Raw genomic sequence first — 13,713 nt, 5'->3', positions numbered from 1 at the left:
TAGTTTTCTTAAATATAGAAGTTGCAAATTTAATGAAAACCTAACGAACATAACCCCTAACCCCTAAAATGATGTTAAAAATAATTCAAAAAACCGTTGTGTTTATTTATTATTTTTGTATATTGCTTGCTCAATATTAAACATTTAAAACCAAAACATTATGAAAAAAATTTACATTATGGCACTTGCTCTAGGTGCATTTAGTTTATCGATGAACGCTCAAACGGAGCTGACAGACGATTTTGAATCTTACAACTTAGGTCCGCTTTCACCACAAGCAGATCATTGGCGAACTTGGAGTGCTAGTGGCACAAGTGATGATGCTGATGTAAGCGACGACGAAGCTCTCTCTGGCGATCAATCTTTGCTTATCAGCAACAATAAATTAAGCGATATGATTCTTCTGACTCCCTCAGCTCCTTTGAGTGGAGATTATACCATGGAGTTTTACTTATACGTTCCAGCGGGAAAATCAGGATACTTTAATATGCAAGCAGCTTTAACTCCAAATGGAAGTGACTGGCAACAAGCATTAATGGGTGGAAACGTTTATTTTAACTGTAAGGATGATGATACCGGTAATGGAGGTAACACTCCCGGAGAAGGTGGAGTTACTGGTCTAATCGATTGTTCTGCATATGATGTAGTCTTTAGCTATCCAGAAGACGAATGGTTTAAAGTAACAAATATTTACGACCTTGACAATCAAACGTGGTCCATGAAAATCAATGATAACCTGAAATTTAGTGATTATCCTTTTGAGTTTGGAACTCAAGTATTTATTGAATTGGCAGGACTTGACTTTTACTCAGCAAGCTCTAACAACCAGATGTATATTGACAATGTAACACTTGCTAACGGATTAATTGGAACAGAAGATTTTACTGCCGATAAATTTTCTGTATATCCAAACCCAGTGAAAGATATGCTAAACATTAAATCTGCAGCCTCTGTAGATAATGTTGTTGTTTATGACATCTTAGGGAAAGTTGTTCTTCAAGAAAACCCCGGAAAGATTTCTCCAGCTATTAATATGAGCGGCTTAGCTTCTGGAACCTATATGGTAAACGTAACTATTGGAGGTTCTTCCAAAATGGTTAAGGTTCTTAAATAAAACCCTTTAAATTTTTTACATTACCTAAAGGTCTTTCAAGAATTGAAAGACCTTTTTTAATTTAGAAAAAAAACCAATTCCTTGTGAGTTTATATAAATACTGTAACTTTACAGACTAAAATCTTTATATTATGAAAAAAACTTACATTTTGGCACTTGCATTAGGTGCTTTTAGTCTATCTATGAATGCTCAAACCGAGCTGACAGACGATTTTGAATCTTATAATTTAGGCCCTCTTGCTGCACAAGCAGATCATTGGAGGACTTGGAGTGGTGTAGATGGAGGTACGGATGATGCCGACGTTTCTGACGACGAAGCTTTCTCTGGAGATCAATCTTTGCTTATCAGTGGAAATGTATTGAGCGATGAGATACTTTTGGTACCTTCTGCTCCATTATCTGGGATTTACTCTATTGAATATTATGCTTATATTCCTGCTGGTGCCTCTGGTTACTTCAACATGCAAGCTGCATTAACTCCTGAGGGACAAGCATGGAATCAAGCTTTGATGGGAGGTAACGTTTTCTTTAACTGTGGTGGCTCTACTCCAGGATCTGGTAGTATCGATCAAAGTCCCGAGGCAGAACCTTGTACTATAGCTGCAGTAAACTTTACCTATCCAGAAGATGAGTGGTTTAAAGTTGACTGCGTTTATAATCTGGATCTCCAAACTTGGGATATGTTTATAAACGACGTTCCAACATCTATTGAAAATTGGCCATTTGAATTTAACACGCAAGTATTTATTGAATTGGCAGGTCTTGATTTCTACTCTGCTGGTGTAACTAATAATATGTACGTTGATAATGTTAAGCTTTTTAGCGGTGACATTCTTGCTGCTAACGATTTTTCTGAAAACAAATTTTCAGTATATCCAAACCCAGTAAAAGATATGTTGAACATTAAATCTGCGGCTTCTGTAGATAATGTTATTGTTTATGACATCTTAGGGAAAGTTGTTCTTCAAGAAAACCCTGGAAAAATTTCTCCAGCGATTAACATGAGCAGCCTTCCATCTGGATCTTACTTAGTTAAAGTAACTATTGGAAATTCTTCCAACACAGTTAAGGTTCTTAAATAAGAATTTTAAAAAAATGTTTTATATAAAAAGACCCTTCGAATTCGAAGGGTCTTTTTTATATTTGGAATCTCAAAACATCAAAATCTATGTGGATTAAGAAAGCCTTCCTATTTTGTGCAGTATTTACGCTGCTATCGTGCGCAGAATTACAACAAGTAGCAAACAACCTCCCAAACCAAACCGGGGTTGGAATGGATTCAGCTCAAATAGCAAACGGCTTGCGTCAGGCTCTGGATAAGGGCATTGAAAAACAAGTAACCAAGCTCACTAAACCAGATGGATTTTATAAAAACCAGTTGGTAAAAATCATGCTGCCCCAAGAGTTGCAAAAAGTAGATCAGACCCTTCGAGATATCGGGCTGGGAAGCTTAGCTGATGAAGGACTAAAAGTGTTAAATAGAGCCGCTGAAGACGCCGTAAATGAAGCTACCCCCATATTTGTTAGCGCTGTAAAAGGAATTAACTTTTCCGATGCGAAAAATATTTTATTGGGGCCAGATAACGCAGCTACCAATTATTTGCAGCAGCGAACCAATACGGCGCTTTACACCAAGTTTAATCCGGTTATTAAGAATTCCTTTTCAAAAGTAGGTGCCGACCAAATTTGGAGTAACATTATCACAAAATATAACTCGGTTCCCTTTGTGACCAAAGTGAATCCAGACCTTACTGACTATGTTACCAATGAGGCTCTTAGTGGAGTTTATAAAATGATTAGCGTTGAAGAAAAAGAGATTCGAAGCAGTGTCTCTGCACGAACTACCACGCTCTTAAAACAAGTATTTGCCTTACAGGATTAGCAAAACTTTATTTTTTAACGTTATTGCTGTGATATCTAAGGTATTTATGATAGCCTTAACCCATCATTGGCAGTAAATTCTGTTATACAAAGCTATCTTTGCCCTAAGAATAATAGGGAAATGATGAATTGGTTTAGTAAAAAGTCTAGAATAGAAAGTTTAAAAGAGAGATATACTTATTTGATGAGAAAATCTTACGAAACTTCTTTGAAGGATACCGAAAAAAGTGAAAGCCTACATCGTCAAGCACTAAACCTATTTCAGGAAATAAATTACCTTTCACTTGAACAAAGCGATACGTAATACCAATTAGATTTCTAAACGTCGTATTAAATTACTTTTTTTCGTGTAGAGTTTTAAAATACTTAAACGCATTCTGCAACCGCGAACCGTACCAACTAAAATATTCTCCATCCACTAAAAGTACCTCTGCCTCAATTTCATTTTGCAACTTTAAAACATGCGCTTCTTTAAAAGGATAGGGTTCCGTTGAAAGAAGCACTACATCTGCTTCTTTAAAAAGCTCCGTATTTACTTCTGGATAACGAGACTTGGGATCTTCGATTAAATTTTTAAAATTATTGATTGCTAGAAGTTTATTTATAAAAGTATCTCTCCCAGCAGCCATATAGGGATTTTTCCAAATTAAATACAAAACCTTCCGCAAAGGTAGGTCCGAAGCAAATTCTTGAAATGCCTGTAACTCTGACGCAATCTTTGTGTTGATGGCTGCAGCTTTTTCAGAAACATTAAAAATTTCTCCAAAGGCTTCAATCATTTTGAAACTGTCAGAAACAGAGTTGACATCACTAATCCAAACGGGAGCGATCTTCTCTAACTGAAGAACCATTTCTTCTGTATTCTCTTCCTTATTACAGATGATGATATCTGGCTGCAGCGATTTAACTTTGTTCAGTTTTACGCTCTTAGTTCCACCAACAATATTTTTTTTATTTCGTAAATCAGCTGGATGTAAGCAGAATTTGGTGACACCAACAATCTGGCTGCGCAAGCCTAAATCAACCAATAATTCGGTTTGGGAGGGAACTAACGAAACAATGCGGGAAGGCGTTTTTTCGAATTTTAAAGCTCTATTTAACTGATCAACGCATTCCATCAAGTATGATTTTCATTTCAAGCTGCATTTTTTTAGCCTCTTGAGCGGCAGTTTCGGCAAAATCACTTTTATTGGAGGCATAAATAATCCCTCGTGACGAATTTACGAGTAATCCAATATTTTCGGTTAGACCGTATTTACAAACCTCTTTTAAGCTTCCGCCCTGCGCCCCTACTCCTGGAACCAACAAAAAGCTATTTGGAATAATCCTTCTTACTTCAGCAAGATATTCGGCTTTTGTAGCACCTGCAACATACATCAGGTTTTCACTATTTTGCCATGCTCTGGAAGTTTTCAACACCTGCTTGTACAATTCGTCTTCTCCAAGCTTTTTTGTTTGAAAATCGAAGGCTCCTTCATTTGAAGTAAGTGCTAATAAAATAGTGTGCTTGTTTTTAAAAGCGAGAAAGGGTTCCACGGAATCCTTACCCATATAAGGCGCAACCGTTATGGAATCGAACGCCATATCCTCAAAAAAAGCTTTTGCATAACGCGAAGAAGTATTCCCTATATCACCGCGTTTTGCATCGGCAATGGTGAAAATATCAGGATAGTTTTCGTTTAAATAGTTTATTGTTTTTTGAAGTGATTGCCAACCTTTTATACCATAAGCTTCATAAAAGGCGGTATTAGGTTTATATGCAACAGCAAAATGATGGGTCGCATCAATTATAGCTTTATTGAAGGAAAAAATAGGATCCTCTTCTTTTAGTAGAAAGGATGGTATTTTTTCAAGATCCACATCGAGACCAACACAAAGAAATGATTTTTTTCTTTTAATTTCTGAAACTAATTGATTGGTTGTCATTGTAGTTAAATTTATGCTGTTGATTGTTTAATTAGGATATAAGACTGGAGGATATAAGTTCTATACTCGGGCGCGTCCAAGATTTCGAACTTTATTTAACTAATTACTGCCACGAATAACACAAATTTTCACAAATCTCCCGATTTATTGAAAACAATTGCGCAAATAAGACGCTTTAAATTTCACAGACTTTCAGCCTGTTTTGAACGGATTGTAATATTAGTGTATAAACAAAATTCTTTAGAAATCTCTTTATTCTTAAACGTATAAGTTATTATTTTTCCGTTCGTTATATAAATAATTAGATGATAGACATAGGATTATTTCAACCTTCATTAAAAGTATTTCAATTTTATCACCACCTTGTCTTACGTCCTACGTCCTACTATCCTAAGTCATTTTCCTTAAAATGTTTCCCCGGTTTCTTTTAACTTTTCTGTGTTACTCACCAATTGAAGTTCATCAATTATTTCTTGGATGTCTCCATTCATAATATTCCCTAAATTGTATAATGTAAAGTTTATTCGGTGATCGGTTACCCGTCCTTGAGAATAATTGTAGGTTCTAATCTTGGCGCTTCGGTCTCCACTTGTAACCATAGACCCGCGTTTTAAAGCGTCTTCAGCTTGCTTTTTAGCCAACTCCATATCATACAAACGAGAACGTAACACACGGAATGCTTTCTCTTTGTTTTTGTGCTGTGATTTTTGGTCTTGACACTGTGCCACTAAACCTGTTGGAACGTGTGTTAAACGTACTGCTGAATAGGTTGTATTCACCGATTGCCCTCCTGGCCCAGACGAACAAAAGAAATCTACACGAACATCTTTGGGGTTAATTTCTATATCAAACTCTTCTGCTTCAGGAAAAACCATAACGGTTGCGGCACTTGTATGCACACGTCCTTGGGTCTCCGTCTGTGGCACGCGCTGAACGCGATGAACTCCAGCTTCAAACTTTAAAGTTCCGTAAACATCATCACCTTCAATTTCAAATTGAATTTCCTTAAAACCACCGCTGGTTCCTTCATTCAAATCTATAACGTTTGTTTTCCAGCCTTTTCCTTCGCAATATTTTGTGTACATTCTAAACAGGTCTCCAGCAAAAATACTCGCTTCATCCCCTCCAGTTCCGGCTCTTATTTCCATTACGGCATTTTTAGAGTCCTCTGGATCTTTTGGAATTAAAAGAAATTTTACTTCTTCTTCCAAAACAGGAATGCGGTCTTTAGCTTCATCAAGTTGCAGTTTGGCCATCTCAACCATTTCGGCATCGCTACCGTCTGAAATTATTTCTTCTGCTTCAGTAATGTTATCGGTAAGCTCCAAATATTCCGACCGCTTATCCATTAAGATTCTAAGATCCTTATATTCCTTATTCAACTGAATGTATCGCTTTTGATCGGTGATAACATCAGGTTGGATAATGAGGTCGCTCACCTCGTCAAAACGTTGTTTTATAATTTGAAGTCTGTCTAACATATAGATTTTATAGTGGGTGCAAATTTACAATTTTTTCGTCGAAAATATTTCGAAAGAAAAAATGATATTTTTAATGAAGAAACTCCTTGATTTCTGAATCTATCTTGAGGTGTTTTTAAAGAAAATCAGGATGTTTCTTTTGATTCTGAAATTTTATCAAAATCGATAACGATGCCAACACCTAGTATTTGTTTCCACTGAACACTTGAACCTTCAATAACAATCTCTTCGTTTGTGATTTCGTTTCTTTCAGACGCCACTTTAATATCGTTGTCATATCTAAGGTGTGAGCCTAAAGTTGCTTTAACAAACTTATTAACTTTCATATCAAAATTTACTTCCCAATCAACATCAACATTACCAAAACTATTAACGTAATCTGTATATAAACTTAATTGAGTATTCAGTTTAATGTTTTCGAAAATATTTTCTTCGTATTTACTTGTTAATAGTATTCCTACTTCTTGCTTAATGGTATTACCCTCCCGCAACATATTACCATCCATATCGTAAATAGCCGGATTTACACCAAATGCGCCTCTATTGGCAAGATCATCATCCATAACAAAGGTTGTTTTTAAAGTAAAAGGAGATCCATAAAAAGACAGTTTTTCAATTTTTCTACCATATTCCATCCCTAATCCAAAAAACATATAACCAGGAGCTAGGAACCTAGATATGGCTTCATCTTTGTCTGGGTACTTATAACCATTAGAAAACTGTGTGTTAAAGCTAAGTCTGGCGGAATAAAACCAGTTATTTATGGAATCGGCTTGTATTACAATACGGGAATTCAACTCTATAACATCTTCTGTTTTTTTAACACCGTTATCTTGTTGTTTATTCAAACCATATTTCAGGTTTATATCTGAATTCCAAAACCACTTTTCTTGTTTAAATTTAGTTGAAGATTTAGCAGAAACAATACCAGAAATAGAATTTGTTCCACCTGAATTCCAATTCGTAAAAGATACTTGGTTGAGCAATAAACCAACCTCCTTTTTGGTTCGCCAACCTAAGTAAACAGTATCACCTTCCTTTGTATTAACAGATAATGTATCTGTATGGGCAATTAGGTTATTAGAGCTAAAGAGAAATAGCGCAAAAACTAACCAAAAAATATCTTTCATTACTATCAATTTAATAGGTAAACGTGCCGTTTTCGCTAGTTATTGTAAGCTTCTTATTATTCGAAGTCTCCACCCGACCAACAATCTGGGCATCAACATGAAAGGATTTTGAAATCTGAATGATAGCTTCGGCAACTTCTTCTGGAACGTAAAGCTCCATTCTATGCCCCATATTAAAAACCTGATACATTTCTTTCCAGTCGGTCCCGCTTTCAGCTTGAATAAGTTTAAAAAGCGGTGGAACTTCAAACATATTATCCTTTACTATATGAAGATTATCAACGAAATGCAGAATTTTAGTCTGTGCGCCACCACTGCAATGAATCATTCCGTGAATTTCCTTATTCGTGAATTGTGAAAGTATTTTTTTAATAATAGGAGCATACGTACGCGTAGGCGAAAGCACGAGTTTTCCGGCATTCAGAGGACTATTTTCCACCGAATCCTGTAATTTTTTTGAGCCGGAATAAACTAATTCATCAGGTACGGACGCATCAAAACTTTCAGGATACTTCTTGGCAAGATACTTTTCAAAAACATCGTGTCTTGCTGAAGTTAATCCATTGCTTCCCATACCGCCGTTGTATTCCTTTTCGTAAGTTGCCTGGCCAAAAGAAGCTAAGCCCACAATAACGTCTCCAGCCTGGATGTTTGCATTGTCAATGACCTTACTCCGTTCCATTCGGGCTGTAACTGTAGAATCCACAATTATGGTGCGCACTAGATCGCCAACATCAGCTGTCTCTCCGCCTGTAGAATGAATAGTAACACCAAAGTCTTCCATCTCGGCAATAAGTGCTTCGCTTCCATTTATAATGGCTGAAATAACCTCCCCAGGAATACGATTTTTATTTCTACCTATGGTTGAAGAAAGCAAGATATTATCTACCGCACCCACACAAAGCAGGTCGTCAATATTCATGATAAGTGCATCTTGGGCAATACCTTTCCAAACGGACAAATCTCCCGTTTCCTTCCAATATGAATACGCTAATGAAGATTTGGTGCCGGCACCATCGGCGTGCATAATGAGGCAATATTCGGCATCGCCAGTAAGGTAATCTGGAACAATTTTACAGAATGCTTTTGGGAAAAGTCCTTTGTTGACATTCTTGATGGCGTTGTGCACATCTTCTTTACCAGCGGAAACGCCTCTCTGTGCGTAGCGCTTTGAAATCTCTTTGCTCATTGAATTGGAGTTAAGCCGCAAAAGTACGCATTTAAAAAAAGCCCACAAAGGTGGGCTTTTAAGGTTTTTGAATATTTAGATGATTATTCCCAATCTGGCATAAATGAGTTCGTAAATAATATCTGATCCGCTTGAGATTGTTGATCAAATATTAAGGAATAAACAGCAGGAGTAGCTCCTATGTTGCTTTGCACCCGAGTAAATATTATCCCACCTTCAGAAGGTGAGAACTTTACATCCAAATCGTTTTCTCCAAGCAAAACATTTGTTTCTACTTCAACCGGCTGATCAGGCTGTCCAATGGTGTAGAGAAAAATGCGACTATTGAAAATTTTATAGGAAGAGTTTTGTTCATTATCACCTTTGGTGTATAAAATTTTATCGGCATTCGAGGAAATATCAATTCCTCCAGCAGCACCGAGTACATTTTCAAGAATTATTGTCTCCTCGGTATCGGTATCAATTCTTGCGGTATAAATGCGGACATCATAACCACTAGAATTATTAGTTTTTAAGAGAACAAGATTGTTATCAAACTCTGGCACTGCAACTTCTGATATAAAAGCGCCATCAGTAGTAGTATATTCTAAATTGAGACCACTTCCATCTGAATTTATAGAGTATAGTTTGTCAAAATAGGGATAATATAATTTGCTGTCATTTTGGGCCCATGTAAATCCCACTTCTTCAATTAGGAAACCAGCCACCGGTGTTTGGGATGTAATTTGTCTTAGATCCGTACCATCATAATTCATTGTATAGATATGGGTATTTCCACCTGAATTTCTTAAAAAAGCAATCTTATTGAGGATAGTACTCTTTTTAGGACGGAAACTATTTTGGTTTTCACTTGTAAGTTGCAAAACATTAAAATCAGGCACCGTAGTGCCACCTGTTACAGTATCGCTTTTAGCTCCAGAATGTATTACGAGATTTCCATTTTTCTCTTTAACAAATATATAGGGATTATCAGGCAAAACAAGGGTTTTAAACTCACTTATGGTAGAGCTTACAGGGTCATTTTCTCCATCGGTTGCAGTAACCTGCCAAAAGTATTTAGTTGCAAGTTGAAGGTTTTGTACCGTATAGCTCGTGTCTCGTACTATCTCAAAAACCTCCATCTCGTCTGTAGTTCCATTTCTTAAATCCAAGGTATATGAAAGTTCATCCCCATCAGGATCTGATGCTTCCCAAGTAAAGGTTACCTCAAGCGGTAATTCCACTTCTCCATCTGCAGGTGATACTAATTCGGGGGTGGTAGGCGGCTTGTTTTTCGTATTGGCAATCGAGAGCTCAAAGGAAACTGTTGATGTATTATTCTCAGAAACAGAGACAGCTTCAAAACCAGCTGAATACCCCGTCAACTCAGCCTGAACTGAATAATCATCAACAGGAATTCGATCTATTTTAAACGTTCCTGAAGTATCGGTAAAAACGGTTGTGGAGGCTGGATTAGTTGTTATTTTAACATTATCCAAAGACTCTCCACTTATTTTATCCACAACTTTTCCTGTAAGATTCCCATACAAAACTACCTCTATAGTATCTTCGCTACAGCTCCAGATGAAAAGGAGAAAAGCCGCACAAATCAATGTTATAAATTTTTTCATCTTTTTATTTTTTATTGAAAGTTACAGTTTAAAATAATAATTAATTCCTAGGCCAAGGTTATAATAGAAGTCATTCCTTTTACCGTGAACAACCCCATCCACTTTATCGCTAAGGGCAATGTTCTGCTCACCAAATAATTTGACTCCTAATTTATTTGAGATGAAATATTCAGCCCCAACCCCAAATTGAATCTTGACAAAGCCGTCTCCAAAATTCAAAGTTTTACCACTAATGTCAAGAATCCCTCCCATACCTGCATAGATAAAGGGAGACAACTTATCATTCGGCAAAATATTAAATTGTCCATTTAGATCAAGACTGCCAAAAGTATTGTTAAATTGATTTCCATTATCCATTCTAAATACTGTGCCAGCTAATCCAACACCAAAATAATGGCCAAAATTTCTGCGATATTCCAATCTACCCATAAAACCTAGATTCTGCGTAGCATAATCGTTATCCGGTAAGCTTCCACCTCCCGAAATTCCAATTGAATTTTGCGCCTCGCGCCCTACTATAAATCGATCTAGAAGCAGCGTTGATTCATCTCTTTGTTTTTCTTCAATATATTCTGCGACCAGTTGATCATTCTTCTCTTTTCCGTCTTGGGTACTCCAAAACTGTTTTTGAATACCTTCAATAATAAGATCGTGCACTGCTTTTTCTATAGCATCCTTCATCGCCAATTGAACAGGTTCATTTTGTGTAACCCCTGTCTCCGCTTCCAGCAATCTTTGAAATTTCACAAAACGAAAAAAGCTGGCGTCTATAGCTTGCGAAAGTATTGTCTTGGAAACATAAACCGTTTTCAGAATTTCCCCATTACTGGTGGAAACCGCTCTAAGATAAACCGTAATTCTATCCTGTCTATATTTGGCTGACCCGCCAAGCCCAAAATATCGAGCGCCTACACCACCTGTAATAATGTTTGTGTCATAGGAAATTACGCCACCTTCCAACAATAAGCCAGCATATAAAAGTGGAGGCAGCGGTGGCTCATCCGGATTTAGATTTTTAATGTATTCTTGTTTGGTGTTCCTGATGATGTTACGCTCGGTGGAGAGATTGCTCAAGTTTTCCCGTTCTATCGGAATAAACCAACCAGAATCCTCCAACGCCTTTATCAACATTGTGGTTCCCCCTTGAGAAATAGCAGTACTGAAAGTACTTCCATTTTCCACCGCCTTGTATTGTCCTGTTTGATCACTAAAATTATAAACTGCTACTTCTAAGGGCTGAGCTGCGGGAGGCAAATCTAAAAGAATTTGTGTAGATTTAGTAAACTCTCCAGTACGTGAAGCTTGTTGGGATACGGGCTGATTAAAATAAGCCGAACAGGATGAACACAAAAAAACGCTTGCTAAAAAAATGGATCTTAAAAATATTCTCATGAATTTTTTTTTAATTTGGAACAATTACTTGTGTTTCCTCTCCATTGGAGGTATCTAATATATTTATTACCAAACCTTCATCAGATTGATAAATTTCTATATTCAATGTACCGTAGGTAAAGGTACCCTCTTGACCAAAATCAAGCCCCCCAAGTTGTTGCTGGAGCAGGGTTCGCGAAATTTGACTTAACAACTGCTTGTTAAGACTAGCTCCAAATTGTTGAAGTTCGGAACGCTGTTCTCCTTCTTTAGCGGGGGCGACAAGCTTGTTTTGTGCCGTGGCTGAACTTAACATCCAGCTGTAATTAAAACTATCGCCACCAAAAGCCGGGTTTAGAGGTTTGTATGTAAGTTGCTGAGCAAAACTATTTATGCCTGTAAATAGCAATATAAATACGGAAAGTAGTTTTAATATTTTCATCTCTTTACATTATTTGTTTTTAAAATAACATCTGGAACATCCAATTAGTCATTCCACTGTGTTTAAAAAATTAATCATGGATATTTATTTTCAATACCGGATTAATGTATTATCCTTTTGCTGTTGAATTTGTTGAATGTAGGCAATGCAACGATCTAAAGCTGTTTTTGCCATTGCTTTTAAAAAAGTTTTCTTTGGTTGCGAAAAAAATTGCCATAGCAGTTGATCATCCATTTTAACAGAAATCCGCGTAGTTCTCATTTTTCCTGGCACTTCATCAATCACTATATTTTTTTTTGTTTGTATCCCACGGTTGTAATAATCAGCATAAAAATACTTATAAAAATCACGACCTGCCTTGGTCATGGTGTTTTCAACTACAAACCCATCCATAACAAATCCATCTTGAGGCGCAGCTTGATCTTGACTTAAGGCTTCCTCTTGTGGGGGATGTTCTTTTTTCACTATTTCTTGATGGCCATTTTCCGAAGTTAACTCAATACGGTCCTGACCCACTGGTTTGCCGTCTTTATCATAGAGCACCAATACTAAAGTAATTTTATCCTCACTATTATAATTTACCGCTACTGTGGATAGCACTTTTTTCTCGTTTGCCTTTAAGAAGAAAAGTTCTGATTGGTTGCTTCTCGACACACTGTCGTTCTCATCGGTACTATATAGATTAAAATCATATTTCAGGTTTACATCTGTTGGAGTAATGTTTTCAGCGGTTGCGGCAAAAGTGAAAAACTCACTATCATCCCTCACCAAAATTTTTGCCACATACTCCTTATTATAGTATTGTGCGTTTACTCCCACGGTCATGCAAAGCATACAAGTGAAGAGTATAATGTTTTTTACTGAAACGGTATGTCTCTGAGCCAGGTTCATCTAATAAAAGCTTCTGACTAATATTGTTGGCGATGCTTCCGTTTGCCGGAATTTCAACGATTTTGTAAGCTCATTCACGCCGTCGCGCTCAAAGTTGAGATTGTTGCCGTCCTGTGTAAGATCTAGAGAAATATCGGCATTAGGATTGTTTACGAAATCTTTGATCCGATTATTATTGCCGTTCTGAATAAGATCGGCCACCGCAGTATTGGCGGTATAATCTAAGTTTGTGTCATTATAATCTCCATTCTGGCTTAGGTTTATTTCACTGGCATTGGTACGGGTCTGGATTTGGGCAGTGTTATAACTCCCAATTTGACGAACATATACAGCATTCCCTTGAACGGTTGCATTTTTTGGATTTGGGGCAGAAATAATTCCCAAATTTGCCATTAGCTCTGGAGACATTTTTTGGCCTGGCACCATCTTTTCCCCTTCAGCAGAAGTGTTTCCTTCTTCTTTATATGTTTGACTCCAAACGCAAGGCGATAGAAACGCCGTCATCAAGATAGCAAACAGTATGTTTTTTAGTGTTGTTTTCATCATCAGCAAGTTTAAATTATCCGTTTTCTACGGTGATTATACAGTGTCTAAATTTAATCCTAAGTCTTTATCAAAATCATTTTCTTTTAAGACTTTTAATATAAGCTCGTCATAAAGATATTAAATTTATTGTAA

The 13,713-nt window shown here is 36.9% G+C and carries 14 protein-coding genes; 4 read left to right on the top strand and 10 right to left on the bottom strand.

Annotation, left to right across the window (positions count from 1 at the left end):
• Positions 1 to 160: 160 nt before the first annotated feature.
• The 4 genes from G440_RS0106940 (at position 161) to G440_RS0106925 (ending at position 3,299) form a co-directional block, all read left to right on the top strand.
• On the top strand, positions 161 to 1,114 hold the full coding sequence (locus tag G440_RS0106940; protein ID WP_026450645.1) for a T9SS type A sorting domain-containing protein: 954 nt from the start codon (positions 161 to 163) through the stop codon (positions 1,112 to 1,114).
• A 131-nt stretch (positions 1,115 to 1,245) separates the two neighbouring features.
• A complete protein-coding gene (locus tag G440_RS0106935) occupies positions 1,246 to 2,196 on the top strand; it encodes a T9SS type A sorting domain-containing protein (protein WP_026450644.1) in 951 nt (316 codons plus the stop codon).
• 86 nt (positions 2,197 to 2,282) lie between these two features.
• Entirely contained in the window at positions 2,283 to 2,996 is a 714-nt protein-coding gene (locus G440_RS0106930; RefSeq protein ID WP_034259152.1) for a DUF4197 domain-containing protein, read from the top strand.
• A gap of 120 nt (positions 2,997 to 3,116) precedes the next feature.
• A complete protein-coding gene (locus G440_RS0106925) occupies positions 3,117 to 3,299 on the top strand; it encodes a Lacal_2735 family protein (RefSeq protein ID WP_026450642.1) in 183 nt (60 codons plus the stop codon).
• Between the two features lie 31 nt (positions 3,300 to 3,330).
• On the opposite strand, the gene G440_RS0106920 is transcribed toward G440_RS0106925, so the two are convergent.
• The 10 genes from G440_RS0106920 to G440_RS0106875 all read right to left on the bottom strand — a co-directional run bounded on the left by G440_RS0106920 (position 3,331) and on the right by G440_RS0106875 (position 13,578).
• Positions 3,331 to 4,113, bottom strand: a complete 783-nt coding sequence (locus tag G440_RS0106920) for an ABC transporter substrate-binding protein (protein WP_034259149.1) — start codon at positions 4,111 to 4,113, stop codon at positions 3,331 to 3,333.
• A complete protein-coding gene (gene pyrF, locus G440_RS0106915; RefSeq protein WP_026450640.1) occupies positions 4,100 to 4,921 on the bottom strand; it encodes an orotidine-5'-phosphate decarboxylase in 822 nt (273 codons plus the stop codon). Before pyrF ends, G440_RS0106920 begins: the two co-directional genes overlap by 14 nt.
• Positions 4,922 to 5,325: 404 nt before the next feature.
• The gene (gene prfA / locus G440_RS0106910; protein ID WP_026450639.1) at positions 5,326 to 6,402 is read right to left on the bottom strand and encodes a peptide chain release factor 1; all 1,077 of its coding nucleotides are present in this window, start codon (positions 6,400 to 6,402) and stop codon (positions 5,326 to 5,328) included.
• Between the two features lie 125 nt (positions 6,403 to 6,527).
• Complete coding sequence (locus G440_RS19595; RefSeq protein ID WP_034259147.1) at positions 6,528 to 7,532, bottom strand: DUF3078 domain-containing protein; 1,005 nt, start codon at positions 7,530 to 7,532, stop codon at positions 6,528 to 6,530.
• Positions 7,533 to 7,542: 10 nt separating this feature from the next.
• Entirely contained in the window at positions 7,543 to 8,721 is a 1,179-nt protein-coding gene (locus G440_RS0106900) for an AIR synthase related protein (RefSeq protein ID WP_026450638.1), read from the bottom strand.
• Between the two features lie 83 nt (positions 8,722 to 8,804).
• A complete protein-coding gene (locus G440_RS0106895) occupies positions 8,805 to 10,331 on the bottom strand; it encodes a carboxypeptidase regulatory-like domain-containing protein (protein ID WP_026450637.1) in 1,527 nt (508 codons plus the stop codon).
• 21 nt (positions 10,332 to 10,352) lie between these two features.
• Positions 10,353 to 11,723, bottom strand: a complete 1,371-nt coding sequence (locus G440_RS0106890; protein ID WP_026450636.1) for a CsgG/HfaB family protein — start codon at positions 11,721 to 11,723, stop codon at positions 10,353 to 10,355.
• Positions 11,724 to 11,733: 10 nt separating this feature from the next.
• Positions 11,734 to 12,144, bottom strand: a complete 411-nt coding sequence (locus tag G440_RS0106885) for a curli production assembly/transport component CsgF (protein ID WP_026450635.1) — start codon at positions 12,142 to 12,144, stop codon at positions 11,734 to 11,736.
• 90 nt (positions 12,145 to 12,234) lie between these two features.
• Complete coding sequence (locus tag G440_RS0106880) at positions 12,235 to 13,035, bottom strand: CsgE family curli-type amyloid fiber assembly protein (RefSeq protein ID WP_084426642.1); 801 nt, start codon at positions 13,033 to 13,035, stop codon at positions 12,235 to 12,237.
• A complete protein-coding gene (locus tag G440_RS0106875; RefSeq protein ID WP_026450633.1) occupies positions 13,036 to 13,578 on the bottom strand; it encodes a hypothetical protein in 543 nt (180 codons plus the stop codon). It lies immediately after the preceding gene.
• Between the last annotated feature and the right edge of the window lie 135 nt (positions 13,579 to 13,713).

This window comes from Aequorivita capsosiphonis DSM 23843, from assembly GCF_000429125.1.
Classification (GTDB): Bacteria; Bacteroidota; Bacteroidia; order Flavobacteriales; family Flavobacteriaceae; genus Aequorivita; species Aequorivita capsosiphonis.
This window is presented reverse-complemented; position numbering and strand designations above follow the sequence as displayed.

What these genes read in the sequence shown, in the direction of transcription:
- G440_RS0106875 (WP_026450633.1), bottom strand. Translation starts at nt 13,578, where the DNA reads ATGAAAACAACACTAAAAAACATACTGTTTGCTATCTTGATGACGGCG.
- G440_RS0106890 (WP_026450636.1), bottom strand. Translation starts at nt 11,723, where the DNA reads ATGAGAATATTTTTAAGATCCATTTTTTTAGCAAGCGTTTTTTTGTGT.
- prfA (WP_026450639.1), bottom strand. Translation starts at nt 6,402, where the DNA reads ATGTTAGACAGACTTCAAATTATAAAACAACGTTTTGACGAGGTGAGC.
- G440_RS0106920 (WP_034259149.1), bottom strand. Translation starts at nt 4,113, where the DNA reads ATGGAATGCGTTGATCAGTTAAATAGAGCTTTAAAATTCGAAAAAACG.
- G440_RS0106900 (WP_026450638.1), bottom strand. Translation starts at nt 8,721, where the DNA reads ATGAGCAAAGAGATTTCAAAGCGCTACGCACAGAGAGGCGTTTCCGCT.
- G440_RS0106885 (WP_026450635.1), bottom strand. Translation starts at nt 12,144, where the DNA reads ATGAAAATATTAAAACTACTTTCCGTATTTATATTGCTATTTACAGGC.
- pyrF (WP_026450640.1), bottom strand. Translation starts at nt 4,921, where the DNA reads ATGACAACCAATCAATTAGTTTCAGAAATTAAAAGAAAAAAATCATTT.
- G440_RS0106940 (WP_026450645.1), top strand. Translation starts at nt 161, where the DNA reads ATGAAAAAAATTTACATTATGGCACTTGCTCTAGGTGCATTTAGTTTA.
- G440_RS0106880 (WP_084426642.1), bottom strand. Translation starts at nt 13,035, where the DNA reads ATGAACCTGGCTCAGAGACATACCGTTTCAGTAAAAAACATTATACTC.
- G440_RS0106935 (WP_026450644.1), top strand. Translation starts at nt 1,246, where the DNA reads ATGAAAAAAACTTACATTTTGGCACTTGCATTAGGTGCTTTTAGTCTA.
- G440_RS0106925 (WP_026450642.1), top strand. Translation starts at nt 3,117, where the DNA reads ATGATGAATTGGTTTAGTAAAAAGTCTAGAATAGAAAGTTTAAAAGAG.
- G440_RS0106895 (WP_026450637.1), bottom strand. Translation starts at nt 10,331, where the DNA reads ATGAAAAAATTTATAACATTGATTTGTGCGGCTTTTCTCCTTTTCATC.
- G440_RS0106930 (WP_034259152.1), top strand. Translation starts at nt 2,283, where the DNA reads ATGTGGATTAAGAAAGCCTTCCTATTTTGTGCAGTATTTACGCTGCTA.
- G440_RS19595 (WP_034259147.1), bottom strand. Translation starts at nt 7,532, where the DNA reads ATGAAAGATATTTTTTGGTTAGTTTTTGCGCTATTTCTCTTTAGCTCT.